The sequence below is a fragment of the Pseudomonas sp. Sample_11 genome (genome assembly GCF_004307505.1).
In the GTDB taxonomy this organism is placed as follows: domain Bacteria; phylum Pseudomonadota; class Gammaproteobacteria; order Pseudomonadales; family Pseudomonadaceae; genus Aquipseudomonas; species Aquipseudomonas atacamensis.
Genome location: NZ_RCOD01000010.1, coordinates 1 through 26,280 on the forward strand (window position 1 = coordinate 1; position 26,280 = coordinate 26,280).

Here is a 26,280-nt window from a genome sequence, read left to right on the forward strand (position 1 = left end):
GGTTGACGGTGTGCGGGTCGCCTTCGAGTTTTTCCCATTTGCAGGCGTCGAGTACCGGCAGCGGGTGGGTGTCGCGCAGAACGGTGATAGGGGCGGTCGCGGTCATGGGGACTCCGGGCAGATGGACTTGAGAATTGAAGTCGCACCCTATAGCGGCCGGTCGTCGCTCAGTTGTCTGGGGTCGACATCGGAGTGCTCAGAAACGCGCGCAGCAATGAGTGCTTGTAACAGCGCTTGGGCATAACCCGGCAGCGCGGCGAAGTCTCTCGCGCAGAGCATCAACGTGCGACGCGCCCATGGCTCATTCAGAATCACGCAATTGAACTGCTCGAGCATCGCGCGTTGGGCAGCGGCCAACGGCACGATGGCCAGGCCGGCGCCATGGGCGACCATGCGCATCGCTCCATCAAAGCCATCGGCGCGAATGCGCACCTGCATTCGTGCGCCGCTGTGCAGCGCCTGTTCTTCCAGATAGATCGCCAATGCGCTGTCGGCGCTCAATCCGACAAAGTCGTGCTGCAACGCGTCGCTGAAACTGACCTCGGCGGCGTCAGACAACGGGTGATCGAGCGGCAGAATCAGCACCAGCGGATCATCACGAAACGCTTGAGTCTGTAGGCCGTTGGTGTCGACCGCGTCGGACACAATCCCCAGATCCGCCGCTCCTTCGCGCAAGGCATGGGTGATCCGCGCGCTGGGCAGTTCCTGTAGATCGATGTCGAGATTGGGATGGCTGCGCAGGAAATCCGCGAGCACTTCCGGCAGGTACTCGGTGATCGCCGTGGTGTTGCACAACAGCCGCACCTCGCCTTTGACGCCTTGCGCATAATCGGCCAGATCCTGCTGCATGCGTTCGGCCTGTTGCAAAAGAATGCGCGCATGGCGGGCGAGGGCTTTGCCGGCAGGCGTCGGGGTGACGCCACGCCGACCACGTTCGAGGAATTCAGCGCCCAGCGAGGCTTCCATCGCGCGGATTCGAGCACTGGCGGCGAGGGACAAGTGGCTGCGGGCAGCGCCGGCAGTGATGTTGCCGGTGTCGAGAATGTGCAAGTAGAGGCGCAGGTCGGTGAGGTCGAAGTGCATGGGGTTTGCCTGTGGTTTCGCGGTGGCTGGGCTGGCCCTTTCGCGAGCAGGCTCGCTCCCACAGGGACTCATGTAAAGCGCAGATCCCGTGTGGGAGCGAGCCTGCTCGCGAAGAGGCCAGATGCCTCAACGCCGATGTCAGCCTCTTGCACAGGAAGAGGCTGCCTCAGTATATGGCAGATTTTCCCCCAGTCCGGATCAGTGCACATTACCCCAATGCACACACTGACCGACTTCTACCAAACCCTCGGCCTGACCCTGTCCGTTCTGGTCATCGCCACCTTCCTCCTCGCCGGTACGGTCAAAGGCGTGATCGGCCTCGGCCTGCCCACCGTCGCGATGGGCCTGCTCGGTCTGGCTATGGTGCCGGCGCAGGCAGCCGCGCTGTTGATCATTCCGGCGACCCTGACCAACCTCTGGCAACTGGCCTTCGGTGGCCACCTGAAAAGCTTGATCAAACGTCTCTGGCCCATGCTGCTGCTGATCTTCCTCGGCACCGGCATCGGCACCCTGTGGATCGGCATGGCCGGCGGCCATTGGGTGGTGCGCGGACTTGGCGCGGCGCTGCTGCTGTATGCATTGAGCGGACTGTTTCTGCCGACTTTGCACGTCAAACCGCGTCATGAGCGCTGGCTCGGCCCGCTGTGTGGGCTGATCACCGGCGTCATCACCTCAGCCACCGGCGTCTTCGTGATTCCGGCGGTGCCGTACTTGCAAGCGTTGGGGCTGAGCCGCGATGAACTGGTGCAGGCGCTCGGCCTGTCCTTCACCGTCTCGACCCTGGCGCTGGCCGCTGGGCTGCTCTGGCACGGCGCACTCGGCGGTGGCGAATTGAGCGCCTCGCTGCTGGCGCTGATCCCGGCCATGTTTGGCATGTGGCTCGGTCAGTGGCTGCGTCAGCGCATCAGTGCGGTGCTGTTCAAGCGCGTGTTCTTTATCGGACTGGGCGCGCTCGGCGCCCATTTGCTGATCAGCGGCTAGCCGACGATTCGCTGAGCATGTCGATCGGGCGGATATCGAAATCGCGCTCCAGATAGTCCATGCGCCTAGCGAAAAACGCTTTCATGTGCGGCAATGCCGAGTGCTCATCCAGATGCGCCTGGCTGGCCCAGATCTCGTAGAAGATAAACAACGTCGGATCCTGCTGGTCGCGCAGCATGTGGTACTCGATGCAGCCCGGTTCGGCGCGGCTCGGCTCGACATAGGCGCGGAACAGCGCTTCGAACTCGCCGGCTTTTTCCGGGCGGGTCTTGGCGTGCAGGATGAAACCCTGGCGTTCACTCATCACAACTTCCTCGAATGCAGAAAGCGCTGAATGCTACGGCAACAATTGGCGATCGATTCGTGCGTTTTGATCAAATGTATTTTGCGTCGATGTGGCTGTTTCCGCGCGAGATCGATGGTTAATCTGCCGCCATTCCAATTCCTGTTTCAATCCAGCCTTGAAGGCTGCGCCGAGGTTTTCCGATGAAGAAAGTGCTGTTGCTCAATGGCGGTAAAAAATTCGCCCACTCCGATGGCCGCTACAACACCACCCTGCACGAGACCGCGCTGAGCGTGCTGGATCGCGGCGGTGTCGACGTCAAGACCACGTTTATCGACGAGGGCTATGACGTTGCCGAAGAAGTGGCGAAATTCCTCTGGGCCGACGTGATCATTTATCAGATGCCGGGCTGGTGGATGGGCGCGCCGTGGACGGTGAAAAAGTACATCGACGAAGTCTTCACCGAAGGCCATGGCAGCCTCTACGCCAGCGACGGCCGAACCCGTTCCGATGCTTCGCAGAAGTACGGCAGTGGCGGTTTGATTCAGGGCAAGCAATACATGCTGTCGCTGACCTGGAACGCGCCGCAGCAAGCCTTCGATGACCCGACGGATTTCTTCGAAGCCAAAGGTGTGGACGCCGTGTACTTCCCGTTCCACAAGGCCAACGAGTTTCTGGGCATGACCGCACTGCCGACCTTTCTCTGCGTCGACGTGATGAAGCGTCCGAATATCGAGAATGATGTGGTGCGCTATGAGCAGCATCTGACTGAGGTGTTTGGCCTCAAGGCTTGAGGGTTTCGGGCTACTATCCGGGTACAGCAAAAGATCGCAGCCTTCGGCAGCTCCTACAGGGGGAATGCATTCCAATGTAGGAGCTGCCGCAGGCTGCGATCTTGGCGATTTCAAAGAGGACACCCGTGAAAGCCAGATCCGATGAGTTGCAGATTTTCGTCTGCGTGATCGAGTGCGGTTCGATTTCCGCCGCCGCCGAGCAGGTCGGCCAGACGCCGTCGGCCGTCAGTCGCACGCTGTCGAAGCTCGAAGCCAAGCTCGACACCACGCTGATCAACCGCACCACGCGGCGCATGGACCTGACCGAGGAGGGCAAGTATTTCTTCGAACAGGCCAAGCTGATTCTCGATCAGATGGATCAACTCGAAGAGCGTCTGTCTTCGCGCCAGCAAACCCCGTCCGGACGCCTGCGCATCAATGCCGCCTCGCCGTTCATGCTCCACGCCATCGTCCCCTACATCGACGAATTCCGGCAGCTGTACCCGGACATCCAACTCGAACTCAACAGCAATGACTTGATCATTGACCTGCTGGAACAAAGCACCGACGTCGCCATCCGCATCGGCACCCTCGCCGATTCGACGCTGCATGCGCGTTCGCTCGGTTGCAGTCCGTTGATGATCGTCGCCAGCCCCGCCTATTTGAAAAAACACGGCGCGCCACGCCAAGTGGCGGATTTGAGCGAACACACGCTGCTCGGCTTCACCCAGAACGAAGGCCTCAATCAATGGCCGCTGCGCTATGTGCATGGCGACCGCTGGCCGATCAGCCCGGCGATCAGCGCTTCCAGTGGTGAGACCGTGCGCCATTTGGCGCTGGAGGGGCAGGGCATCGCCTGCCTGTCGCACTTCATGACCATCGACGACATCCGCGCCGGACGCCTGAAAGTCCTGCTCGGCGAATTCAACAGCGGCTACCGCCAGCCGATCAACGCCGTGTACTACCGCAACTCGCAACTGGCGTTGCGCATTCAGTGTTTCCTCGACTTTATCCAGGGCAAACTCGCCGCCTACGCCAGCGCCGAATTCAAGGGCTGATTCGTGATCCCTGCGCAAGAGTGAATTGGCCGAGGGCGGGTTTTTCGCCTGGGTTCATCGGTCGATACTCGCTGCATCACTTATTCACGCAGGGAGTTCCTCCATGAACGTATTCGTTACCGGCGCGGCCGGTTTTATCGGCGGTTCCATCGCCACCGGCCTGGTGCAGGCCGGGCACAACGTCACCGGCCTGGTGCGCAGCGCCGAGCAGGCTGATGAGCTGAAAGCATTGGGCATGAACGCGGTAATCGGCACCCTCGATGACAGCCAATTGCTGGCGCAACAGGCCCGTGCTGCCGATGCCGTCATCAACGCTGCCAGCAGCGACCATCGCGGTGCGGTGGAAGCGTTACTCGGCGCTTTGCGCGGCTCGAACAAGGTCTTTCTGCACACCAGCGGTTCGAGCATCGTCGGCGACGCTTCCGGCGGCAAATCCAGCGATGACATTTACTACGAGGACAACCTGCCGGAGCCGACTGTCGACAAAGCTGCGCGCGTGGCCATCGACAACCTGGTACTCGCGGCGGCGCAGGATGGCGTGAACTCGGCGGTGATCTGCAACACGCTGATCTACGGCCACAGCCTGGGCGTCAACCGCGACAGCGTGCAATTGCCGCGACTGCTCAAGCAGGCGCGCAAAAGCGGCGTCGTTCGCCACGTTGGAACAGGTCAGAACATCTGGTCCAACGTGCACATCGAAGACGTCGTCGCCCTGTATCAGCTGGCGCTGACCAAAAACGTGCCCGGCACTTTCTACTTCGTCGAGAGCGGTGAAGCCTCGTTCATCGACATGACCACCGCCATGGCCGAAGCCCTCAATCTGGGCGAACCGCAAGACTGGCCATTGCAAGACGCCGAAGCCGAATGGGGCTACGAAATGGCCAACTACGGCCTCGGTTCCAACAGCCGCGTACGCGGCAAACACGCCCGCGATCTGCTGGGCTGGACACCGAAGCGCACCTCGGTGGTGGAATGGATTCGTAACGAAATGGTGTGAGTTCAGCGCGCACCGAGTGAAGCCATTCGCGAGCAAGCTCGCTCCCACAGGTGACCGCGTTCTGCCTGGAAAAATGTAATTCCTGTGGGAGCTGGCTTGCCAGCGATAGCAGTGGATCAGTCGCCACCCATGTTGAACGTGGCGCCATCATCGCTGGCAAGCCAGCTCCCACAGGGACTTTGTGGTGGCCAGGCAGCCATGAAAATCTCACACTCCGATTTTCATTAATCACGACACGCCATACCTATCAGCGACACCTCTTGTCTCTCCACGAAAATTACTTTCATGCGGTTTGAAATCTCGATCTCGAAATGATTTATGAGTTTCACAACCCATTCGAACGTGACCCTTTCGAGGAGTACCGCATGACGCCTTCCCTCGGCTATTGGCTGCTGGTCTACGCCGCTGTGGCCATCATCGCGCTGATCGTGTTGATCGCCCGTTACCGGCTCAATCCTTTCATTGTCATCACCCTGATTTCCCTGGGCCTGGCGCTGGTGGCCGGGATGCCGCCGTCGGCGGTGGTCGGTGCGTATGAGGCGGGTGTCGGCAAGACGTTGGGGCATATTGCGCTGGTGGTGGCGTTGGGGACGATGCTCGGCAAGATGATGGCCGAGTCCGGTGGGGCCGAGCAGATGGCGCGCACGCTGATCGAGCGATTCGGCGAAAAGAACGCGCACTGGGCGATGGTCTGCATCGCATTTCTGGTCGGCTTGCCGCTGTTCTTTGAAGTCGGTTTCGTCTTGCTGGTGCCAATCGCTTTCACCGTGGCGCGCCGGGTTGGCGTGTCGATTCTGATGGTCGGGCTGCCGATGGTCGCCGGCCTCTCGGTGGTGCATGCGCTGGTGCCGCCGCACCCGGCGGCGATGCTCGCGGTGCAGGCCTATCAGGCGTCGGTCGGGCAGACCTTGTTGTACGCGATCGCGATCGGCATTCCGACCGCAATCATCGCCGGCCCGCTGTACGCGAAATTCATCGTGCCGCGCATTCAATTGCCGACGGACAATCCGCTGGAAAAGCAATTTCTCGACCGCGAACCGCGCGACAAACTGCCGGGTTTCGGCATTACCATGGCGACCATTCTGCTGCCGGTGGTGCTGATGTTGATCGGCGGCTGGGCCAACCTGATTTCCACCCCCGGCAGCGCGTTCAACCAGTTTCTGCTGTTCATCGGCAATTCGGTGATCGCGCTGTTGCTGGCGACTTTGCTGAGCTTCTGGACGCTAGGGATTGCCCAAGGTTTCAACCGCGAATCGATCCTCAAGTTCACCAACGAATGCCTCGCGCCCACCGCCAGCATCACCTTGCTGGTCGGTGCTGGTGGCGGCTTGAACCGGATTCTGGTGGATGCCGGCGTTACCGATCAGATCGTCGGCCTCGCTCACGAATTCCACCTGTCGCCGCTGATCATGGGCTGGCTGTTCGCCGCGCTGATGCGTGTCGCCACCGGTTCTGCAACCGTAGCCATGACCACTGCATCAGGCGTGGTCGCGCCGGTGGCCATCGGTCTGGGTTATCCACATCCTGAGCTTTTGGTGCTGGCGACCGGCGCGGGCTCGGTTATCTTTTCCCACGTCAACGACGGCGGCTTCTGGTTGATCAAGGAATACTTCAACATGACGGTCGCGCAGACGTTCAAGACCTGGACCGTGCTCGAGACGCTGATTTCGCTGGTCGCTTTCGCGCTGACCGTCGGCCTTTCCTACCTGCTGTAACCGGAGCCCGCCGCCCATGGACATCCTCTACCAGATCCGCGCCCGCCAGGATTCCTTCAGCGCCGGCGAGGGACGCATTGCGCGGTTGATGCTCGACGATGTCGGGTTTGCCGCCAGCGCCAGCCTCGAAGACCTCGCACAACGCGCCGAGGTCAGCACCGCCACGCTGTCGCGCTTTGCCCGCACGGTCGGCTGCCGTGACCTGCGTGATCTGCGCCTGCAACTGGCCCAGGCCAGCGGCGTTGGCAGCCGTTTTCTCGACCCGGCGGGCACGCCCGAGCAGTCGGCGTTTTACGGGCAGATCGTCGGCGACATCGAAACCACGCTGCGCCAGCATCTGGCCGGTTTCGACGAATCGCGCTTCGCCGACGCAGTGAAATTACTCGGTCAGGCGCGGATGATTCACGCGTTCGGCATGGGCGGTTGCTCAACCCTGTGCAGCGATGAATTGCAGGTGCGTCTGGTGCGCCTCGGTTATCCGATTGCGGTGTGTCATGACGCGGTGATGATGCGCGTGACCGCCGCCAGTTTGAACGCCGAGCAAGTGCTGATCGCCTGCTCGCTGACCGGCATCACCCCGGAGCTTTTGGAAACCGTGGAGCTGGCGCGCAACTACGGCGCGCGCATTCTCGCCATCACTCGCGGCGATTCACCACTGGCGGAACTGGCCGACGTCGTGCTGCCGCTGCAAGGCGCGGAAACCTCGTTCATCTACAAACCGACGGCGGCGCGCTACGGCATGCTGCTGGCCATCGACGTGCTCGCCACCGAGCTGGCGCTGGCCAGCCCTGAAGACAATCAAGAACGTCTGCGGCGAATCAAACTCGCCCTCGACGAATACCGTGGCGGCGACGATCACCTGCCGCTGGGAGACTGACATGCAGTACGACACCCTGATCCGCAACGCGCTGGTTATCGACGGCAGCAACACGCCCGGCTATAAGGCAGACGTGGCAATTCTCAATGGCCGCATCGAGCGCATCGGCGATCTGCCTGATGCCCGCGCCAGCGAAGAAATCGACGCCGCCGGCCGGGTGCTGGCGCCGGGTTTCATCGACGTGCACACCCACGACGACACCGTGGTCATCCGCCAACCCGAGATGTTGCCCAAGCTCAGCCAGGGCGTGACCACGGTGATTGTCGGCAATTGCGGCATCAGCGCATCGCCAGTGAGTTTGAAGGGCAATCCGCCGGACCCGATGAACCTGCTCGGCAGCGCAGCGGCGTTCGTCTATCCGCGCTTCAGCGACTACCGCGCCGCCGTCGAAGCGGCCAATACCAGGTTGAACGTCGCCGCACTGGTCGGCCACACCGCGCTGCGCAGCAATCACCTCGACGATTTGTTTCGCACCGCGACCCCCGACGAAATCACCGCCATGCGCGAGCAGTTGCGCGACAGCCTCGAGGCCGGCGCGTTGGGTTTATCCACAGGCCTGGCCTACGCCAGCGCCTTCAACGCCTCGACCGATGAAGTCATGCAACTGACCGAAGAACTGACGGCGTTCGGCGCCGTGTACACCACCCATCTGCGCAGCGAATTCGCCCCGGTGCTGGAGGCGATGGACGAAGCGTTTCAGATCGGCCGCCACGCGCAATCACCGGTGATCATTTCCCACCTCAAATGCGCCGGCGTCGGTAACTGGGGACGCAGTCCGCAATTGCTCGCAGCGCTGGAAGAGGCAGCGAAAACCCATCCGGTCGGCTGCGATTGCTACCCGTACGCGGCGAGTTCCTCGACCCTGGATTTGAAGCAAGTCACCGACGCCCACCGCATCACCATTACCTGGTCGACGCCGCATCCGGAAGTCAGCGGGCGCGACCTGATCGACATTGCTGGCGAATGGAACCTGTCGCTTGAAGAAACTGCGAAACGTCTACAGCCGGCCGGGGCGGTGTACTACGGCATGGACGAGGCCGATGTCAGAAGAATCCTCGCCCATCCGCTTTCGATGGTCGGTTCTGACGGACTGCCCGAAGACCCGTTCCCGCATCCGCGCCTGTGGGGCGCTTTCCCACGGGTGCTGGGCCATTTCAGTCGCGACGTCGGGTTGTTTCCGCTGCACACCGCCGTGCACAAGATGACCGGCCTGTCGGCGGCGCGTTTTGGCTTGCAGGAAAGGGGCGAGATTCGTGAAGGACATTGGGCGGATCTGGTGTTGTTTGATCCGGCGACCGTGCGTGACGTGGCCGATTTCAACGATCCGCAACGGGCGGCGCAGGGGATCGACGGGGTTTGGGTCAACGGCGTGTTGAGTTATCGCGATGGACAGGCGAATGGGGCGAGGGCAGGGCGGTTTCTTGCGCGACAGGGCGACCTGCGCGACCACTTTCGTTAAGGATTCGTGGTGTGCGTCACAGTGATGGCACATTGCAATTAAAGAAAGCCATCCACAAGCCGATTTGCTGACATCCTCCCCGTCTACATTGTGGGGCCATTCAGTCAGGGAGCACCCCATGAGCTTCGGCAAAACCACCCCGATCCTGCGGATCTTCGATGAGGCCAAGGCTGTCGAGTTCTACGTCGATTTTCTTGGTTTCAAGATCGACTGGCAGCATCGCTTCGAAGCGAATTTTCCGCTGTATCTGCAGGTGTCACGGGGCGAGTGTGTGCTGCATCTGTCCGAGCATCACGGCGATGCCTGCCCTGGTTCGGCGCTGCGTATCGAGACCGATGAGCTGGAGGCGTTTCAGCAGCAACTGATGGCCAAGGATTACAAGTTCTCGCACCCGCAGATTCAGGCGATGCCGTGGGGGAGTCAGGACATGACGATCGCCGATCCGTTTGGCAATCGGTTGGTGTTTACCAATGCGATCAGTCTTTGAGCTTGGCGCCCAAGATCAAAAGCCCCTCACCCTAACCCTCTCCCGGGGGGAGAGGGGACCGATTGCGGGATGCTCGGGAGTTACACCGACCTGAATGTGCTGTGCTGAATCCATAATCGACTCGGTCTTTCAGGTCGACGGACAGCGCAAGACAACCGGGTCGGCTCCCTCTCCCTTGGGAGAGGGCTGGGGTGAGGGCAACCCCTGACACCCCACAAAAACCAGCCGACACCAAATTCCTCAAAAACCCTCAATCAGTCGGCACCAACCGATCCAGCACCCGATTCACTGCCATCTCCGCGACCATCACAATCTGCGCAATGCCCTGCAACGTCTTGCGCTGCGAGCCGTTCACCAGCCCCGCCTGATCGTTGAGCATCACCGTCGCCGACCCTAGTGTTTCGCAGGCGTCGGCCAACAGCGATTCGTTGTCGGCCTCGGGATTGGCCATGTACAGGGTGTTGGACTTGTAGGGCGGGGCCATGAATTCGGCGCTGGATGGGCCGAGGTAATGGTCGAGGGCGCGGTCGGCGGCTTCGTGGAATTTCTTTGAGTCGGCGGATTCGTAGGGGGATGCCGAGTCGGTGGGTGGCGGGTTTGGGGTTACTTTGAACATGAATGCTTGCCTCTTATGAAGCTGCATCCGTTTCGCCGCTAAGCAAAGGGAGGCAGCTGTGCGCAAGTTAGCGGACCGGTAAGCATTCAACCCGGTGCATCCGAAGATGCCATGCGCACAGCCACCATCGAGTGCAGGCGTGAGCCTGACTGGATTGGACTTGTACAACCGGAATGCTGTCCGAGCCGCTAAGCTCGATCACTGAGAAATCAGTGACCGAATCAAGTTACCGGCAGGCCCCAAGGCGCACAAGCCGGCGGATTCTGGCGCAGGCGTAGGCAGCGGCGCAAGGAATTGTGGGTGGTTTCGCTGAATGCCGTGTCGCTTTAAACAGTTGTGCCAAGGCGTGTTTAATCGGTGTGGCGAATGACGCCTTCGCGAGCAGGCTCGCTCCCACAGGGGATCTGCGGTGAACTCGGAAATGCAGACAACCGAGAACTACTGTGGGAGCGAGCTTGCTCGCGAAGAGCCCATCAGCATCACCGCCGATTCCGCAACCGAAACTCCCCCGGCGGCATCCCGCGCCAGCTCTTGAACGTGCGATGAAACGAGCGCGGTTCGGTGAAGCCCAGATACTGCGCAATGTCCTGAATCGGCAACGTGCTGTTGAGCAAATAATGCTCGGCCAGTTCCTGACGCAGCTCATCGAGAATCTGCTGATACGACGTCCCCGCCTGCTGCAACTGCCGCTGCAACGTGCGCACCGAAACGCCGAGATGCTCCGCCACTTGCTCCTTGCGCGGCAGGCCCTCCTTGAGCAAACCGCGCAGGATGTTTTTCACCTGCTGCGCCAGCGACGCATCTTCCAGCGTCGCCAGCAAACCCATCGCATGTTCTTCCAGGGTTCGCAGCAATTGCGCATCGGCCTGGCGCAGCGGCAACTGCAAATACGCCAGCGGCACCACCAGCGCCGAATACGCCTGATCGAACCGCACCGGGCAACCGAAAAACGCCTCGTACTCGGCCTGCGTCACCGCATCCGGCCGCGCATGCTCCAGCCATACGCAGGCCGGCGACAGCTGCGTGTCGGCGATCCAGCGCGCATAGTGCAGCCACGAACCGAGCACGTTTTCCACCAGATGCCGCCGAATCCGTGGCCGCTGGTAACGGCAGGTCCAGATCAGATGCACGTGCTCGCCCTGCACCTCGGCGCGGCTGACGCCCATGTCGCCGACGAGTTTTTCGAACGGCATGATCCGGCTCATCGCATCGCCCAACGTCGCGCAATTCATGGTGATGTAACCGAGCACGCTCCAAGAATTGGGCAGGACGAAATTCGCCGCATGCAGCCCGAACAACCCATCGCCCGAGTGCTCGCAGAAATAATCCAGCAAGCGCTCGTGAACCTCACCCGGCAGGCGCAAGGTGTTGTCGCTCAACTGCTGCGCCTGCAACCCGGCCGCCGCCAACGCAGGCTCGATGGCCATGCCCAACTGTTCGGCGTGACGCAGGTATTTGAGCAGCGGCGGAACGGAAGTGAAGCCGAGCGATGGCATGGTCGCGGTCCTTTGATCGACGGCGCGTGAGCGAATGAATGCCGCAAGGTAAGTGGATTGCCCGGCGAAAGTAAATGCCCGGACGTTTGGCGCCATTCGCTACAGGTTATGGCCGGATGCGACCGTGACAGATCTCCAGCGCTGACTAGTATGCAAGCTTGATCCAACGGCAGAAAAAGGACACACGCATGCGACGCTGGAACGGCTGGGGAGAGGCAGGCACGGTGGTCGAACTGCCGGCCCAGGGCGCGACATTTCTCCACGAACGCCTGGGCGCTGGCCGGGCATTGCCCGATGCGACATTGGAAGCGGCGTTGGCGCAAGTGCCGACCTCGCGCCTGGTGCCGCACCGCTTGTACAGCGTCGATACTCACGATCGCCTGCTGCACGCGCGCGGCCAGAGCCTGCCGGATTGGTTGGCGTTGCGCGAAGGCGCACTGGGCACGTATCCCGATGCCGTGGCGTTTCCTGAAACGGCCGAACAGATCCGCCAATTGCTGGCGCTCGCCCATGATCAGGATCTGTGTCTGATTCCCTACGGCGGCGGCACGTCGGTGGCCGGACACATCAATCCGCCAAACTCCACGCGGCCGGTGCTGACGGTGTCGCTGGCGCGGATGAATCGCCTGACCGACCTCGACGAACACAGCCTGCTGGCGACATTCGGCCCCGGCGCCAGCGGGCCGCAAGTGGAAAGCCAGTTGCGTGCGCGCGGCTACACGCTGGGGCATTTTCCGCAGTCGTGGGAGCTGTCGACCCTGGGCGGTTGGGTCGCCAGCCGTTCCAGTGGCCAGCAGTCGTTGCGCTACGGGCGGATCGAGCAATTGTTCGCCGGCGGCACCCTGGAAACGTTCGCCGGGCCTCTGCAGATTCCAACCTTTCCCGCGTCGGCGGCAGGTCCCGATCTGCGTGAAATGGTGCTCGGTTGCGAGGGCCGTTTCGGGATCATTTCCGAGGTCAAAGTGCGAGTCAGCGCGTTGCCGGCGGACGAACGTTTCTACGGTGTGTTCCTGCCCGACTGGCCGCAGGCGTTGCGAGCGATCCGGCAACTGGCGCAGGCGCGCGTGCCGCTGTCGATGCTGCGCCTGTCCAACGCGGTGGAAACCGAAACGCAACTGGCGCTGGCCGGCCATCCGCAACAGATCGCCTGGCTGGAGAAGTACCTCAAGCTGCGCGGCGCCGGCGACGGCAAATGCCTGCTGACCTTCGGTGTCACCGGCAATCGCCAGCAAAACGCACTGTCGCTGAAACACGCGCGCCAGCATCTGAAAGCCTTCGGCGGCGTGTTCACCGGCACCCTGCTGGGCAAGAAGTGGGCGCAGAACCGCTTCCGCTTTCCCTACTTGCGCGAGAACCTGTGGAACGCCGGTTACGTGGTCGACACCCTCGAAACCGCCACCGACTGGAGCAACGTCGACCACTTGCTCAGCCTCATCGAAAACAGCCTGCGTGACGCCTTGGCCGCCGAGGGCGAGCGCGTGCATGTCTTCACTCATCTCTCGCACGTTTACGGCGAAGGCTCGAGCATTTACACCACTTACGTGTTTCGCCCGGCATCGGACTATGCGGCGACGCTGGCGCGCTGGCGGGTGCTCAAACACGCGGCCAGCCAGACCATCGTCGACAACCACGGCACCATCAGCCATCAGCACGGTGTCGGCAAGGATCACGCGCCGTACCTATTGCGGGAAAAAGGCCCGCTGGCGATGCAGACGTTGCAGGCGCTGAGCGAACATTTCGACCCGGAGGGGCGCCTCAACCCGGGCACGCTGTTGCCAGAGTCGCGGCCATGACGGCGAACTGGAACGCGCAGTGGCGCGAACAGATCCTGCCGACGCTGGCGGATCAAACCTGGGACCTGATCGTCATCGGCGGCGGCATCAGCGGCGCCGGAATCGTCCGCGAAGCCGCGCGCCGGGGCTGGCGCTGTCTGCTGCTGGAGCAGCGCGATTTTGCCTGGGGCACCTCCAGCCGATCATCGAAAATGGTCCACGGCGGTTTGCGGTACATCGCCAAGGGCCAGTGGCGCCTGACCCGCGATTCGGTGCGCGAGCGTCAGCGCCTGCTCGACGAGGCGCCGGGGCTGGTCGAGCCGATGAGTTTCATGATGCCGCACTATCGCGGCGGCTTTCCCGGGCCGCGCGTCATGGGCGGCTTGCTCTCGGTGTACGACGCGCTGGCGGGGCGGCGCAACCATGCTTTTCATGACGCCCAGCAACTGCGTTTTCTCGCCCCAGGGGTTAAGGAAAACGGCCTGCTCGGCGGCAGCTGTTTTGTCGATGCACTGACCGATGATGCGCGGCTGGTGATGCGCGTACTGCGCGAGGCCCGGGCTGACGGCGCGGTGTTGCTCAATGGTGTGCGGGTCACGCAACTGCTGCGTGAAGGCGGGCGGGTGTGCGGGGTTCAGATCGAAGATGGCGAGGGCGGCGCCACGCTGCAATTGCGCTCCGCTGTGCTGGCCGTGGCCACAGGCGCGTGGGCTGAGCGCCTGCGTCCCGCTGACGCTGCGAAGCAATTGCGACCGTTGCGCGGCAGTCATTTGTTGCTGCCGGGCTGGCGTTTGCCAGTGGCGCAGGCGTTCACTTTTCTGCATCAGCGCGACCGGCGCCCGGTGTTCGTGTTTCCGTGGGAAGGCGCGACGGTGGTCGGCACCACGGACCTCGATCACCGCGAAGACCTCGACCACAGCGCACGCATTTCCAGCGAAGAGCTCGACTATCTGCTCGCCGCGTGCCAGCAGCAATTTCCCGGCGCCGAAATTGGTGTCGACGACGTGCTGTCGACCTGGTCAGGCGTGCGTCCGGTGGTCGGCAGCGCGACGGGTGCGCAGCAGGGCAAACCGTCCAACGAGACCCGCGAACATGTGTTGTGGCAGGAGCCCGGTTGCGTGACGTTGGCCGGCGGCAAACTGACTACATTTCGCCCGCAAGCGATCGAAGTGCTCAAGGCGTGTGCGGGGATGCTCGGGCGTTCTTTTGTCGATGACGGCGCGCCCGTGTTCGCCGCTGTGCCGCCGCTGACAATTGCGGGACTGAGCGGCAATCAATGGCGACGCTTGGCCGGACGTCACGGTCGAGACCTGCCGAGGCTGGCGCAATTGCTCGGCGAACTCGGTTCGGAAACGGTTGGCGCCAGCGATACGTTGTGGGCAGAACTGGCGTTCGCCTGCGAGGCGGAAATGATTCTGCACCTGGATGATTTGCTGCTGCGTCGCACCCGTTTGGGCCTGTTGCTGCCGCGCGGTGGTGAAGATTATCTGCCTGCAATTCGCACGCTCTGCCAGTCGCGATTGGCCTGGGACGATGAGCGGTGGCATGCTGAAACTCAGCGTTATCGGTCGTTGTGGCTGCGCGACCACGGCTTGCCGGAGATCACGCCATGAAATACCTGTTAGCGATCGACAACGGCACCCAGAGCGTGCGCGCGTTGCTCTTCGATCTGCAGGGCAATCTGCTCGGCAAGGGCAAAGTCGACTTGCAGGCGTACTACTCGACGCAACCCGGTTGGGCCGAGCAGGATCCGGAATATTACTGGGCGAAACTCGGCGAGGCCTGCCAGCAACTCTGGCAGCAGACCGGCATCGACCGTACGCAGATTGCCGGCGTGTCCCTGACCACTCAGCGCGGCACCGTGATCAATGTCGACGCCGAGGGCAAACCGCTGCGCCCGGCGATTGTCTGGCTCGATCAACGTCAGGCCGAGGTCGAGGGCGGCATCAAAGGGCCGTGGGGCTGGCTGTTCAAACTGGTCGGCGCCCAAGCGACGGTGAATTATTTCCGCGCCCAGGCCGAAGCCAACTGGATCGCCCGGCATCAGCCCGAGGTGTGGGCGGCGACTGACAAGTTTTTGCTGCTCTCGGGTTTTCTCACTCATCGCCTGTGCGGGCGCTTCGTCGATTCGGTCGGCTGCTGCGTCGGCTATCTGCCCTTCGACTTCAAACGGCTGAAATGGGCGGCGCTGCACGACTGGAAATGGCAAGCACTGGCGGTGCGCCCGGAGCAGTTGCCGACCCTGCACAAACCCGGCGAAACCCTCGGCTACATCAGCGCCGAAGCCGCTCGGCACACCGGCATCCCCGAGGGCCTGCCGTTGATTGCCGCAGGCGCAGACAAGGCCTGCGAAGTGATCGGCTCCGGCGTGGTCGATGCGCGCACCGTGTGCCTGTCTTACGGCACCACCGCGACCATCACCAGCACCCGCTCGCGCTATTTGGAAATCGTCCCGCTGATCCCGCCGTACCCCTCGGCCGTGCCCGATCAGTACAACTGCGAAGTGATGATCTATCGCGGCTACTGGATGGTCAGCTGGTTCAAGAACGAATTCGGCCTGCGCGAGATGCAGCAGGCGAAAGAGCAGGGCATCGAACCGGAGCAACTGTTCGATGCACTGGTCAACGAAGTGCCCCCGGGTTCGATGGGTTTGATGCTGCAACCCTACTGGTCACCGGGCATCCGCGAACCGGGCGTGGAAGCCAAGGGCGCGATGATCGGCTTCGGCGACGTACACACCCGCGCGCACATCTACCGGGCGATTCTCGAAGGCCTGGCCTACGCGCTGCGCCAAGGCATGGAGAACATCGAGCGACGCTCAAAGGTCTCGATCCAGCGCCTGCGCGTCGCCGGCGGCGGCTCACAAAGCGACGCCGCCATGCAACTGACCGCCAACATCTTCGGCCTGCCGGCAGAACGCCCGCATGTGTATGAAGCGTCCGGGTTGGGGGCGGCGATTTGCTGTGCGGTGGGGTTGGGATTGCATCGGGATTTCCCATCGGCCATTGCGGCGATGACTCGCGTGGGAGCGGTCTTTAACCCACAACCCGAGGCGCAGGAGATTTACCAGCAACTGTACAAAGACGTCTATCTGCGCATGTATCGGCAGCTCAAACCGCTATACCAAAGCATCCGCAAAATCACCGGGTATCCCGAATAGTCCTGACACCCTAGCCCCCTGTGGGAGCGAGCCTGCTCGCGAAGGCGCAGCGTCAAGCAATGTTGATTTGATTGACCCACCGCCATCGCGGGCAAGCCCGCTCCCACAGGGGTATTGCGGTGTGCTCAAAATCCAGCGACCCACACAAATCCAATGTGGGAGCGAGCCTGCTCGCGAAGACGGAGTGTCAGGCACTGTTAATTTGGCTGAACCACCGCCTTCGCGAGCAAGCTCGCTCCCACAGGGGTATTGCGGTGTGCTCAAAATCCAGCGTGGCACACAAATCCAATGTGGGAGCGAGCCTGCTCGCGAAGGCGCAGTGTCAGGCAACTTTGATTTGATTGACCCACCGCCATCGCGGGCAAGCCCGCTCCCACAGGGGTATTGCGGTGTGCTCAAAATCCAGCGAGCCACACAAATCCAATGTGGGAGCGAGCCTGCTCGCGAAGGCGCAGTGTCAGGCGACGTTGGTTAGACTGACCTGACCCACCGCCATCGCGGGCAAGCCCGCTCCCACAGTTATCGAGGTGAACACATCAACAGTGCTCTACCACAAAAACCTGTGGGAGCGGGCTTGCCCGCGATTCGATTTCAGCCTCAGCGCAAACCCAACGTCAAACGCGGAAGTGGCTGACCATCTGCTGCAACTGACCACCCAACCGCGCCAGTTCAACACTCGACGCTGCCGTCTCATCACTCGCCGCTGCGGTCTGCTCGGACACGTCGCGCACGTTGATGATGCTGCGGCTGATCTCTTCGGCCACGGCGCTTTGCTGTTCGGCAGCGGCGGCGATCTGCTGGTTCATCGACTGGATGTTCGACACCGTGCGGGTGATGTTTTCCAGCGAGGCGCCGGCCTTGCGCGTAAGGGCGACGCTGCTGTCGGTCAGCGCGCGGCTGTTGTTCATCACCGCCGAAACCTGCTGGGTGCCGTTCTGCAGACCGGCGACCAGACCTTCGATTTCCTCAGTCGACTTCTGCGTACGCTGAGCCAGACCGCGCACCTCATCGGCGACCACGGCAAAACCACGCCCGGCTTCACCGGCACGCGCGGCTTCGATCGCGGCGTTGAGGGCGAGCAGGTTGGTCTGTTCGGCAACAGCCTTGATCACGTCCATGACGCTACCAATCTTGTCGCTTTCCTGTTGCAGCACGCTCATCGCTTCGGTCGAGCGCACCACTTCGCTGGCCAGACGCTCGATCTGCGCAATCGCTTCATTCACAACCTTGTCGCCTTCACGGGCTTCGCCGTCCGCAGCGGCAGCGGCTTGCGACGCTTCCTCGGCATTGCGCGCAACTTCCTGCACCGTGGCAGTCATTTCGTGCATGGCGGTGGCGACCTGATCGGTCTCGACTTTCTGGCTGTTCACACCGGCGCTGGTCTGCTCGGTTACGGCCGACAACTCTTCAGCGGCGCTGGCGATCTGCGTGACGCCGTCGCGGATGCCACTGATCAAATCACGCAGGGTCACGCCCATGCGCGCAATGCCTTGCTGCAACACGCCGAGTTCGTCGCGACGGGTGACGGTGACGTTCTGGGTCAGGTCGCCGCTGGCGATGCGCTCGACCACGGCCAGGGTTTCCTGCAACGGACGGGTGATCTGACGGGTGATGATCACCGCCGCAATCACGCCAACCAGCAGCGCCAGCAACGTACTGATCAACTGGAAGGTGCGCGCCTGGGCACTTTCGGCGTCACGGCGATCGAGCTGAATCTGGTACAGCTGCTCGCTCAGGGCGACGATGGTGGTGCCCTGATCGGTCATTTCCTTACGCGCCTGCACGGCTTCGGTGTTGGCGTTCTTGTACGCCATCAACGCGCCGCGATAGCTGGTCAGCGCGGTTTCCAATTGGCGCAAGGCATCCTGCTGAGTCGCGGCAAATTGCGCATTCAGTGGCTTGAGGCTGGCGATGGCCGCGTCGATCTGGCCGACGGCTTTCTGCTCGGTCTCGGCGTTGCTGGTCGCGGTGTAACCACGTACTTCATAGCGCGCGAGGATGAACGCTTCCTTCGCCGCAGTAACCGCCTGGAACTGCTCGAAACGCTGATCGCTCATCTCCATCTGCTGCACGCGCTGGCTGATCGAATCGATCAGATTGGACGCGGCCTGGGCATTTGCGCTCATGGTGTCGCGGGCAGAGTTGCCGGTGCGATAGGCGTTGCGCATTTTGTTCAGCGAGGTCTGGTATTCAGCGATGGTCGCGGCCTGCTGCTTGAGCAGTTTGACGTTCTCCGGACTCTTGAATTTGCTGATCAACGCCTGTTGCTGTGCGGCGAAGCTTTCCAGGGTGGTCTGCACATTCTGCGCGGCGGTTTCGTCGCCGTTGGTCAGCATGTATTGCAGGCGCACCACGCGCAATTTGGTCAGGCCAGCGTTGAGCTGGGTGATGTCGCTCATCCAGTTGCTGCGGTCGATCAGGCCGCCGAGACTGGTCCAGCCGGTCAGCGCCAGAACGCAGGTCAGGGCCAGCACCAGGCCGAAGCCTAGGCCGAGTTTCATGTTCACGCTGATGTTACCGAACCAGCTATTCATGCAAATCCTCCAGAAACGTTGGGTTTCTTGGTCGTCAGTTAAGCTGGAAGATTGTTGTTCTTTTGAGCCAGCAGGGGTGTTAGCAGGTCTGTATCGGCCGCAAACCCGAGAGCTGAAAGGATTTTTGTCTGACGGATTTCGTGCACTCAACCCAGGCGCCGCGACCAGCGCTGATCCGGCGCCTCGAACCCCGGATTCACCAGCGCCGTCAGCACATGATCCTGCCAACGCCCGGCGATATTCAGATACGCCTTCGCATACCCCTCGCGCTCAAAACCCAAGCGCTCAAGCAACCGCGCACTGCGCTCATTGCCCGGAATGTAATTGGCCATGATCCGATGCAGATTCTGCACATCGAACATATAACCAATCCCCGCTTCCAGCCCCTCCTGCATCAAACCCTGGCCCTGATGCGCCTCATCGATGTGATAACCCAGATAACACGCCTGAAACGCCCCACGAATAATCCCGCTGAAATTGCACGCCCCGATCATCTGCTGACCGTCCGGCGACAGCAGCGCGAAATGCATGGCTAACCCGGCTTCGAAAGCACTGGCCTGGATCTCCAAGCGACGACGGATGTTGGCGGTGGAGAAGTAGTCGGTGGTGCGGATGGGTGACCAGCGGGCGAGGTGACGCTGGTTGCGTAGGTAGAAAGCGCTTTCGAGCTCGGCCTGATCGGGGGAGAGGATCGCCAATGTCAGGCGCGGGCAGGGCAGGGATAACAGCGGCATCGAGCGCTCCTTGGCGAGGGATCTGCGGGCAGAGTCGCGCATATGGTGGGGAGCGGCAAGATATGGAGAAGCCGAGGCGAAAAAAAGCCCGCTAGGAGCGCGGGCGAACCGTAGTTTCTTGAATGAGCGAGTGGACTTTACAGGCTGTCCCGGTTGGGCGCAGTGAAGAAAAATTCATGTCGCTTCTGCCAACCGGGTTGGTGTCCCGCCAGTCGATCTTCAGTGCACGATGAAAATATCAGCGCCCATAAAGCACCGTATTCATCAACGCATTGACCTGATTTGGCATGGTGTGGATGAACCAGTCGAAAGCAAGACCCGAGGTAAGCAGGTACGCTAGAACCAGCAGGATGGGCATGAAGATGATGTTTTTGCGCAGATTGGCGTACTTGCGGGTTTTTCTGGAAAGCCATGGTTCGTGAGTACCGTTGTTATTGGCATGTGCGCCCGCAACGATGAAGTAGGTTGAAAAAAGCATCATCCGAAGGCTGGTATAGATAAACAGCAGTACGCCTATCAGGTGTAGCAAGAACCAGTACATGTCCAGCAAGACGAAATATTTTTTTATTCCCGTCAGGCCCTGCTCATTGATGATCTGCTGGCTGTACTGAAAGTTTTGCGGCGCCAGGGTGGGCATAAAAGCTTCATCAGTGAGGTAGGTGGCTGCCACGCAGAAGGCCATGGAAAAAATCAGCGAAATCACCCACTTGCTGCCCGCGAAGAAGCCCCGGTAAAGGCTATGCAAGGTTCCGCCGGCCCACAGCGAAATGGTGAACAGCGTGATCCAGGAAAGCAGGTTGAGTATCTCAGCCCGGAAAAACACATAAATCAGCCCGGCAATCACCATCATCATGCAGATGACTGGAGTCATATCCTGGCTTGTGCTGGCCGCGTTTACGCCCGGCGGTGGATTGACCACCGTATTGAAGGTCAGGTTTACCGAATGGCCCGGCTGATTGGCGGATTGTGGAGAATCGCCTTTGAGTACCCGATCCAGAATGGCTCCCAGAATCAGGCCGAGGATGGTGAAGAACGCCGATATGTAGATATCGACTTCCTTGGATTGGATCGTTTCGATGAAGCTCATGTTTTATTGCCTTCCTTGTGCAGGTTGAGTGTTTCCGCGTGCGAACCGGGTTTCTCTGCGAGGCGTCCAGCCAGCTGCGGAATGGTAAGGGGATGGGTGTGGTTTTGCTATCACGCAAGCGCACTCGTCTTACAGCCAAACTGGTTTCGTTAAATTGGAGATGAGCCAAAGCGGTGCCGCAGCCCCCAGCGTCCTCTTAGTACGCTTCGAACATTCACAGCCACCGGCAGGCTTGAGAATGTGAAGGAAATGGGCGGCCATTCGACTAACCCCAGATGCGACAAAGCCCGCACTGGGCGGGCTTTGTCGTTGAGAGTTGGTGGGCCGGGGTAATCTGAACTGGTTATGTATCTTTTTGAAAAATAAAGAAAAATATCAGTTAATAATATTCTTGGAATACTGTTTGGAATACCTAGAAGCTGAATCTCCACTCAGAAGGCCGAGCAGCCCGTGAGCATTGCTTCTATGTGCTACCAGTCGCGCACGGGATTTTCGAGTCGGTCCTTCGCATCAGCTTTTTCAGACTTCAGCCCAGCCTTTTTGATCAAGCCTTCCAAGGTTTCTGAAATGGTTTTCCCTTGTTTGCGAGCGAGGTGGTCGAGCTGCCGCTTCACCCGCACATCAAGTGTAAAGCTGTACGCCTTTCTCTCGGCTAAGCCATCTCTGTACTGCTTCTGCCGCCACGCTGCTTTCATATTTCTGATAAGCAACACCATGGAGGGGGTATTTGGTCGTCCTTGGCACCACTCGAGTATGACCCCCCGTGGGGAGGCGAGACGGAGCTGGTGATCGATATACCCCTTCGTCTTCAGGTAATCGAGTGCCCATGCAGCTTTTTTTTCATCTAGAAGACTAAGCCAGGACCGGAGAATTTCCTCCAGTTCGATTCTTCCATTATTACTGGCCCGATCATCGCGCATACAACATCCGTCTTTTTAAAGGTTAACGGTGCTAGGTTACTGTGTTGCGCTACATCGTTACAACACTTGTTGCATGATTTGGTGACGTTACGCCGTAACGATGCTGGTGATTCTTATTTTTAATGCTGTTATGTTACTGCGTAACGACACGCGTTGTTGTAACGCGTTTGTTGTTGAATTTTATTTTTTAATTTTTTGTTTATAAACGATTTTATTCTATTTGTGAGTGATTCATGGTGCAGCTTTATCGATTGGGGATTGTCAGCAATTCTTGTTTTTACTCAATTTATAAACAAGTCATGCTCTGGAGTTTTGGCATCATTTTATCAGCAGTAATGGATCGAAAATGGTGACATATCACCCAGTTCCATGCCTTATTAGCGTCACATTTCACTATCAAGCAGCTAAGGCTGACAGCTGGATTCGAAGACAGACCTGGGAATCGTCCCAATTGGGTCTGGGGTCAATTCAAGCGATTGGGTGGTTTCGTTACGTTCAGCAGGTTGTGACGTAAGCACATCGTTTTTTTTTTACCGTTTCCGCAGATCTTCTGAGCCAATACAGGAGACTGCTCATGAGGATCATCCGCCTGAAAGAGGTCATCGACTCGACCGGCTTGGCCCGGTCGACCATCTACAAATACATTGGGGAAAGCAGTTTTCCGAAACCAGTCTCACTGGGTGACCGGTGTGTTGGGTGGGTAGAAAGCGAAGTACATGATTGGATCCTGGCAAGGATTGAGGAGCGCGATTCGGCTGAAGACTCTCCAGTCCGACTTGGCCGCCTGGGCGTGGTCAGCTAGTAGCTAACGTTATAGGCCATGACCGGTTGTCGTCGGTCATGGTCTATATGCCGTTTGAGCCTCGCCGACCACGTGGCGCTGTCTTCAGTAAGTCCGGGTGATGTTGGTCCCCATCTCTCGGATTACGGAGATAAAGGGCCAGTGCCGGAGCTGCTGGAATAGCCGGACGATGATTTATTTCCGGAGTGAAGCATCTGGTGAAAATGATGGTGTGTCTGGTGTAGTCGGGTTCATTTTCCCGAGCTCATCGAGGAAGGTATTTTCGGTGTGGGTATTATGCTTTTACTGCTACTTAACACCTGTAAGGTTAATGGGCTGGATACCTCACCTGTGGGCTACTCAGTAGAGGTTTATCAACCCTGGAAAAGTAACAGTTAAAAATTACACAGTAGGCACTGGTTATGTAACTCACTAACTGAGAGTCATAACCATGCTTCGACATCCCCATAACACCAATCTCCGTCTGCACCGCGAAGACACCTTCGAAGGCTTGCCAGTCATGATTGAGAAAGGCCCCTTCGTTCGGCAATACCTGTCCCGTTTGAAACGCACTATAGATCTGGCCCTTACCCAATACTCCAGAGTACTGGCCTTTAGAGTGGATCTCCGTCTGCCGCTCAAAGTCGATCTACCTGAATATGCTTACACGAATGAGGTCATAAGTAGGTTCGTAGCTTCCTTCAGCGCGAAGATCGAGCATAACCGTGACAAGGCCCGTGAGCGGAGCCTGTACGCTCATGACTGCAAGGTCCGCTACGTCTGGGCCAGAGAAGTGGGGCAGGGCAACAGGCCTCATTACCACCTGGTAATAATGCTCAATCGAGATGCGTACCGAGCGGTAGGTAGGCTTGTATCCAAACGACCAAGGATCTTTAGTCGCATGGAGGAGGCATGGGCCAGTGCTTTGGGCCTGCCTGACGATCAAGTTGACGGGCTGGTCGAGATCCCTCGCAATGCAGAGTACCGATTAAACCGGTATCTGCGTGCTGGCGATGAGGACGTGCTGCCGGATCTGTTCCACCGCGCCAGCTACCTGTGCAAGTCAGCCACGAAGCTGTATGGGGACAACCATCATGCCTTTGGATGCAGCAGGAGCTAAACCACGCCTCGGGTCTTGACTCGAGCAGAGGTGCCAACGTTATCGAAATCCCTGGTTCGTCGCTCAGATGCCCTGTTATCATCATTTTTAGCATGACTAATGATGGCAGTGTGGACTAGGATCAATTTAAATGCCGAATCTGGCACCGGGTGGAGCCTCACCTAATCAACGCGAACGCCTTTGGCAGATCGATTTCCTAGCGCGTTTTCGTGGTCAGGTGTCCCGGCAGGATCTGGTTCGCCGCTTTGGCATTGCACTGTCAAACGCCACTCGGGACTTCACTCTCTACCGTCAGTTGGCACCTGATAACCTGGATTATGATCACAGTGACAAGGTGTATCGCCGGGCTAGATGCTTCCAGCCGCTGTTCATCTATGATTGTGAACATACCCTGCAAACCCTGACCTGGGGCCAAGGGGTGGGGTTGGAAGCCTGCGACCAGCCGATTCTTGTTGACTCTGCGCCGACACTAAATCAGCCCGATCTAGATATTCTGGCAGCGGTATCTCGTGCCATATATGCAGCCAAAGCGCTGACTATCCGGTACGTGTCTGTTAGTAGCGGTGAATCTACACGTGAAATTGTGCCGCACAGCTTGGTCAATACTGGCCAGCGCTGGCATGCGCGCGCCTATTGTAGAGCGCATTCCGAGTTCAGGGATTTTGTGCTGACCCGCATCACCGTCGCAGACGAAGTGGACGGTTTGATCGATGCAACGGTTGAGTCTTTGGCTCATGATCAGGAGTGGAATCGTGAAGTGGAGCTGGAACTGATCCCGCACCCCCGCGCAACCTATTCCCGTCCCATCGAGTTGGATTACGGTCTCGACCCCGGGCAATCCATCAAACTGTCAGTCCGGGCAGTAATGGCCGGCTATCTGCTGCGGCGTTGGGGTGTCGACTGCAGTCCCAAGGCATCATTGCGCCCTGATGAGTATCAACTGGCGTTGCGTGACCCCGAGTGGGTCGCAAACCAGGTCAACCTGTCCATTGCCCCTGGCTTTAATGATGAGAACGGCCACTGATGAGCACGACCGAATCCCAACAAAAATTTGGCTTCAAGTTCGGCCGCAACGGTGCCCACTCCGCCCGCACCATGATGCTGGCAGAGATTACCGAGCTGTTTCATGGTCGTGGAATTGAGGCGAGCCTCGCCCAATACCAGGAAGACATAGAACTATTCAACGTGTTGCATAAGCCAACTGAGAAGGCTAGAAAGCTGACTTGGCGTCACCTGATCGACCTTTATGGCATGGATATCACTCTCCCGCTGTTCCGGACCTTTCGCCGTTTATGGGAGAGCGACGACTCCGCAAGACCCATGCTTGCTTGCCAAATGGCGCTGGCTCGGGACCCGCTGCTGCAACTGTCCCAAGACAAGATCCTTTCGCTGGCGTTAGGTCAATGGCTGCCCCGTGAGGAAATGGAGCAGGCGCTGGACGAGCAATGCCCTGATCGCTACAGCAAAGCGATGCTTAAATCTCTGGCGCAGAACGTCAACGGCACCTGGACGCATGCAGGCTTTCTGAAAGGGCGAACTAAAAAGCACCGTGCTGAGCCAGTGGTGCGCCCGGTCAACGTGGTGTTTGCCTTGTTTCTCGCTTATTTGCAAGGCGCCACCGGCAACCGGTTGTTTACCAGTAAATGGACCCTTCTGCTTAGCAGCCGCCAGGAGCGATTGCTGGAGTTGGCCCGTCAGGCCAGCTACAGCGGGATGATTAATTTCAAACACTCCAGTGAGGTGGTGGAAGTAACCTTCCCCGACTACCTGAGCAAGGAAGAGGAGTCCTGGTTGCATGAGTAACCGACTGAACCGCCTTATCAAGAGCTACGCCAACCATATCAGCCTGCCTTGGATGAAGGGCTTGGCCAATGAACAGCGGGTGTTGTTTGCCGTTTACCATAAAGAGGACGAACTCAAACTGCGAGCCAGGGTTGAAGAGTTTCGACTTGCCACTGAAAGCGCCGGCCACCCGTGGCTGGAGCTGGATGTTACCCGTCTGTTCTCTGACTGGATGGCCAAGCAGAAGTACCGCGAAGACTACTTTGAAGATCCGGATACCCTGGCTCCAAAGTACAAGACCTTTGTCCGCCAGTCTGTCGAAGAACTAGCTGCGCGGATTAACAGCCAAGCCGATGAAAAGACCGTCGTCGCGCTCATGGGCTGCGGCACTCTGTTTGGTTTTGCCTCCGTCTCGGACTTTGTTAAGCAGCTTGCGGAGCATGTTCCTGGGCGCCTGTTGGTGCTCTTCCCTGGCGAGTACATCAATAACGGCTACCGCCTGCTCGATGCCCGCGACGGCTGGGGTTACCAGGCTACGGCGATCACCGCTGATAATTGAATTCAG

The 26,280-nt window shown here is 59.6% G+C and carries 24 protein-coding genes and 1 pseudogene; 16 read left to right on the forward strand and 9 right to left on the reverse strand.

Features of this window, described 5'->3' with window-relative positions:
- Positions 1–106: pseudogene (locus D8U60_RS02180) on the reverse strand (cupin); the annotation flags it as partial.
- A gap of 41 nt (positions 107–147) precedes the next feature.
- The gene (locus D8U60_RS02185; protein ID WP_130899381.1) at positions 148–1,083 is read right to left on the reverse strand and encodes a LysR family transcriptional regulator; all 936 of its coding nucleotides are present in this window, start codon (positions 1,081–1,083) and stop codon (positions 148–150) included.
- A 216-nt stretch (positions 1,084–1,299) separates the two neighbouring features.
- Between D8U60_RS02185 and D8U60_RS02190 the strand changes: the two genes are divergently transcribed.
- Positions 1,300–2,064: a sulfite exporter TauE/SafE family protein gene (locus D8U60_RS02190; protein WP_130899382.1), complete on the forward strand. Its 765-nt coding sequence runs from the start codon at positions 1,300–1,302 to the stop codon at positions 2,062–2,064.
- Here the strand turns inward: D8U60_RS02190 and D8U60_RS02195 are convergent.
- Positions 2,054–2,368, reverse strand: coding sequence for a putative quinol monooxygenase (locus D8U60_RS02195; protein ID WP_130899383.1), 315 nt, complete (start codon positions 2,366–2,368; stop codon positions 2,054–2,056). The genes D8U60_RS02190 and D8U60_RS02195 overlap by 11 nt on opposite strands.
- 182 nt (positions 2,369–2,550) lie before the next feature.
- On the opposite strand from D8U60_RS02195, the gene D8U60_RS02200 reads away from it, so the two are divergent.
- From D8U60_RS02200 to D8U60_RS02235, 7 genes are all read left to right on the forward strand, one after another.
- Positions 2,551–3,141 (forward strand): NAD(P)H-dependent oxidoreductase, encoded by a 591-nt coding sequence (locus D8U60_RS02200; RefSeq protein ID WP_042608814.1) that lies wholly within the window; start codon positions 2,551–2,553, stop codon positions 3,139–3,141.
- Between the two features lie 125 nt (positions 3,142–3,266).
- A complete protein-coding gene (locus D8U60_RS02205; protein WP_122610788.1) occupies positions 3,267–4,178 on the forward strand; it encodes a LysR family transcriptional regulator in 912 nt (303 codons plus the stop codon).
- A 103-nt stretch (positions 4,179–4,281) separates the two neighbouring features.
- Positions 4,282–5,175 (forward strand): NAD-dependent epimerase/dehydratase family protein, encoded by an 894-nt coding sequence (locus D8U60_RS02210; RefSeq protein ID WP_130899384.1) that lies wholly within the window; start codon positions 4,282–4,284, stop codon positions 5,173–5,175.
- 365 nt (positions 5,176–5,540) lie between these two features.
- Positions 5,541–6,890, forward strand: coding sequence for a GntP family permease (locus tag D8U60_RS02220; protein WP_038860056.1), 1,350 nt, complete (start codon positions 5,541–5,543; stop codon positions 6,888–6,890).
- A gap of 16 nt (positions 6,891–6,906) precedes the next feature.
- Positions 6,907–7,767, forward strand: a complete 861-nt coding sequence (locus D8U60_RS02225; protein ID WP_122508182.1) for a MurR/RpiR family transcriptional regulator — start codon at positions 6,907–6,909, stop codon at positions 7,765–7,767.
- 1 nt (position 7,768) lies between these two features.
- Positions 7,769–9,226, forward strand: a complete 1,458-nt coding sequence (locus tag D8U60_RS02230) for a D-aminoacylase (protein ID WP_130899385.1) — start codon at positions 7,769–7,771, stop codon at positions 9,224–9,226.
- A gap of 118 nt (positions 9,227–9,344) precedes the next feature.
- Positions 9,345–9,713, forward strand: a complete 369-nt coding sequence (locus tag D8U60_RS02235; protein WP_016771789.1) for a glyoxalase superfamily protein — start codon at positions 9,345–9,347, stop codon at positions 9,711–9,713.
- A 250-nt stretch (positions 9,714–9,963) separates the two neighbouring features.
- Here D8U60_RS02235 and D8U60_RS02240 read toward each other — a convergent pair whose 3' ends face one another.
- Both D8U60_RS02240 and D8U60_RS02245 read right to left on the reverse strand, forming a co-directional pair.
- A complete protein-coding gene (locus D8U60_RS02240; protein WP_095180333.1) occupies positions 9,964–10,329 on the reverse strand; it encodes a DUF6124 family protein in 366 nt (121 codons plus the stop codon).
- A 479-nt stretch (positions 10,330–10,808) separates the two neighbouring features.
- Positions 10,809–11,825, reverse strand: a complete 1,017-nt coding sequence (locus D8U60_RS02245; RefSeq protein WP_130899386.1) for an AraC family transcriptional regulator — start codon at positions 11,823–11,825, stop codon at positions 10,809–10,811.
- A gap of 188 nt (positions 11,826–12,013) precedes the next feature.
- On the opposite strand from D8U60_RS02245, the gene D8U60_RS02250 reads away from it, so the two are divergent.
- Genes D8U60_RS02250 through D8U60_RS02260 form a run of 3 tightly spaced genes read left to right on the forward strand, consistent with a single transcriptional unit; the run spans position 12,014 to position 16,757 of the window.
- Positions 12,014–13,618, forward strand: a complete 1,605-nt coding sequence (locus D8U60_RS02250) for an FAD-binding oxidoreductase (RefSeq protein WP_130899387.1) — start codon at positions 12,014–12,016, stop codon at positions 13,616–13,618.
- Positions 13,615–15,210 (forward strand): glycerol-3-phosphate dehydrogenase/oxidase, encoded by a 1,596-nt coding sequence (locus D8U60_RS02255; RefSeq protein ID WP_130899388.1) that lies wholly within the window; start codon positions 13,615–13,617, stop codon positions 15,208–15,210. The genes D8U60_RS02250 and D8U60_RS02255 overlap by 4 nt, the downstream gene beginning before the upstream one ends.
- Entirely contained in the window at positions 15,207–16,757 is a 1,551-nt protein-coding gene (locus D8U60_RS02260) for an FGGY-family carbohydrate kinase (RefSeq protein WP_130899389.1), read from the forward strand. Before D8U60_RS02255 ends, D8U60_RS02260 begins: the two co-directional genes overlap by 4 nt.
- Before the next feature lie 614 nt (positions 16,758–17,371).
- Here D8U60_RS02260 and D8U60_RS02265 read toward each other — a convergent pair.
- The 4 genes from D8U60_RS02265 to D8U60_RS02280 all read right to left on the reverse strand — a co-directional run bounded on the left by D8U60_RS02265 (position 17,372) and on the right by D8U60_RS02280 (position 22,032).
- Positions 17,372–19,291: a methyl-accepting chemotaxis protein gene (locus D8U60_RS02265; protein WP_122880523.1), complete on the reverse strand. Its 1,920-nt coding sequence runs from the start codon at positions 19,289–19,291 to the stop codon at positions 17,372–17,374.
- Between the two features lie 146 nt (positions 19,292–19,437).
- A complete protein-coding gene (locus tag D8U60_RS02270) occupies positions 19,438–20,025 on the reverse strand; it encodes a GNAT family N-acetyltransferase (protein ID WP_041477898.1) in 588 nt (195 codons plus the stop codon).
- Between the two features lie 238 nt (positions 20,026–20,263).
- Positions 20,264–21,112: a hypothetical protein gene (locus D8U60_RS02275; protein WP_130899390.1), complete on the reverse strand. Its 849-nt coding sequence runs from the start codon at positions 21,110–21,112 to the stop codon at positions 20,264–20,266.
- A gap of 470 nt (positions 21,113–21,582) precedes the next feature.
- Positions 21,583–22,032, reverse strand: coding sequence for a hypothetical protein (locus D8U60_RS02280; RefSeq protein ID WP_130899391.1), 450 nt, complete (start codon positions 22,030–22,032; stop codon positions 21,583–21,585).
- Between the two features lie 574 nt (positions 22,033–22,606).
- On the opposite strand from D8U60_RS02280, the gene D8U60_RS02285 reads away from it, so the two are divergent.
- The 5 genes from D8U60_RS02285 (at position 22,607) to D8U60_RS02305 (ending at position 26,274) form a co-directional block, all read left to right on the forward strand.
- Positions 22,607–22,834 carry an AlpA family transcriptional regulator gene (locus D8U60_RS02285; RefSeq protein WP_130899392.1) on the forward strand — a complete coding sequence of 76 codons (228 nt, stop codon included), beginning with the start codon at positions 22,607–22,609 and terminating at the stop codon, positions 22,832–22,834.
- 430 nt (positions 22,835–23,264) lie between these two features.
- Positions 23,265–23,933: an inovirus Gp2 family protein gene (locus D8U60_RS02290; RefSeq protein WP_130899393.1), complete on the forward strand. Its 669-nt coding sequence runs from the start codon at positions 23,265–23,267 to the stop codon at positions 23,931–23,933.
- 130 nt (positions 23,934–24,063) lie between these two features.
- Positions 24,064–24,957, forward strand: coding sequence for a WYL domain-containing protein (locus tag D8U60_RS02295; protein ID WP_122521116.1), 894 nt, complete (start codon positions 24,064–24,066; stop codon positions 24,955–24,957).
- On the forward strand, positions 24,957–25,736 hold the full coding sequence (locus tag D8U60_RS02300; protein WP_130899394.1) for a hypothetical protein: 780 nt from the start codon (positions 24,957–24,959) through the stop codon (positions 25,734–25,736). Before D8U60_RS02295 ends, D8U60_RS02300 begins: the two co-directional genes overlap by 1 nt.
- Positions 25,729–26,274, forward strand: coding sequence for a BREX protein BrxB domain-containing protein (locus D8U60_RS02305; protein ID WP_095018751.1), 546 nt, complete (start codon positions 25,729–25,731; stop codon positions 26,272–26,274). Before D8U60_RS02300 ends, D8U60_RS02305 begins: the two co-directional genes overlap by 8 nt.
- Positions 26,275–26,280: the final 6 nt, after the last annotated feature.

Bases quoted from the DNA above. Each gene is read 5' to 3' on its own strand.
- D8U60_RS02185 (WP_130899381.1), bottom strand. From the start codon at position 1,083: ATGCACTTCGACCTCACCGACCTGCGCCTCTACTTGCACATTCTCGAC.
- D8U60_RS02190 (WP_130899382.1), top strand. From the start codon at position 1,300: ATGCACACACTGACCGACTTCTACCAAACCCTCGGCCTGACCCTGTCC.
- D8U60_RS02195 (WP_130899383.1), bottom strand. From the start codon at position 2,368: ATGAGTGAACGCCAGGGTTTCATCCTGCACGCCAAGACCCGCCCGGAA.
- D8U60_RS02200 (WP_042608814.1), top strand. From the start codon at position 2,551: ATGAAGAAAGTGCTGTTGCTCAATGGCGGTAAAAAATTCGCCCACTCC.
- D8U60_RS02210 (WP_130899384.1), top strand. From the start codon at position 4,282: ATGAACGTATTCGTTACCGGCGCGGCCGGTTTTATCGGCGGTTCCATC.
- D8U60_RS02220 (WP_038860056.1), top strand. From the start codon at position 5,541: ATGACGCCTTCCCTCGGCTATTGGCTGCTGGTCTACGCCGCTGTGGCC.
- D8U60_RS02225 (WP_122508182.1), top strand. From the start codon at position 6,907: ATGGACATCCTCTACCAGATCCGCGCCCGCCAGGATTCCTTCAGCGCC.
- D8U60_RS02230 (WP_130899385.1), top strand. From the start codon at position 7,769: ATGCAGTACGACACCCTGATCCGCAACGCGCTGGTTATCGACGGCAGC.
- D8U60_RS02235 (WP_016771789.1), top strand. From the start codon at position 9,345: ATGAGCTTCGGCAAAACCACCCCGATCCTGCGGATCTTCGATGAGGCC.
- D8U60_RS02240 (WP_095180333.1), bottom strand. From the start codon at position 10,329: ATGTTCAAAGTAACCCCAAACCCGCCACCCACCGACTCGGCATCCCCC.
- D8U60_RS02245 (WP_130899386.1), bottom strand. From the start codon at position 11,825: ATGCCATCGCTCGGCTTCACTTCCGTTCCGCCGCTGCTCAAATACCTG.
- D8U60_RS02250 (WP_130899387.1), top strand. From the start codon at position 12,014: ATGCGACGCTGGAACGGCTGGGGAGAGGCAGGCACGGTGGTCGAACTG.
- D8U60_RS02255 (WP_130899388.1), top strand. From the start codon at position 13,615: ATGACGGCGAACTGGAACGCGCAGTGGCGCGAACAGATCCTGCCGACG.
- D8U60_RS02260 (WP_130899389.1), top strand. From the start codon at position 15,207: ATGAAATACCTGTTAGCGATCGACAACGGCACCCAGAGCGTGCGCGCG.
- D8U60_RS02265 (WP_122880523.1), bottom strand. From the start codon at position 19,291: ATGAATAGCTGGTTCGGTAACATCAGCGTGAACATGAAACTCGGCCTA.
- D8U60_RS02270 (WP_041477898.1), bottom strand. From the start codon at position 20,025: ATGCCGCTGTTATCCCTGCCCTGCCCGCGCCTGACATTGGCGATCCTC.
- D8U60_RS02275 (WP_130899390.1), bottom strand. From the start codon at position 21,112: ATGAGCTTCATCGAAACGATCCAATCCAAGGAAGTCGATATCTACATA.
- D8U60_RS02280 (WP_130899391.1), bottom strand. From the start codon at position 22,032: ATGCGCGATGATCGGGCCAGTAATAATGGAAGAATCGAACTGGAGGAA.
- D8U60_RS02285 (WP_130899392.1), top strand. From the start codon at position 22,607: ATGAGGATCATCCGCCTGAAAGAGGTCATCGACTCGACCGGCTTGGCC.
- D8U60_RS02290 (WP_130899393.1), top strand. From the start codon at position 23,265: ATGCTTCGACATCCCCATAACACCAATCTCCGTCTGCACCGCGAAGAC.
- D8U60_RS02295 (WP_122521116.1), top strand. From the start codon at position 24,064: ATGCCGAATCTGGCACCGGGTGGAGCCTCACCTAATCAACGCGAACGC.
- D8U60_RS02300 (WP_130899394.1), top strand. From the start codon at position 24,957: ATGAGCACGACCGAATCCCAACAAAAATTTGGCTTCAAGTTCGGCCGC.
- D8U60_RS02305 (WP_095018751.1), top strand. From the start codon at position 25,729: ATGAGTAACCGACTGAACCGCCTTATCAAGAGCTACGCCAACCATATC.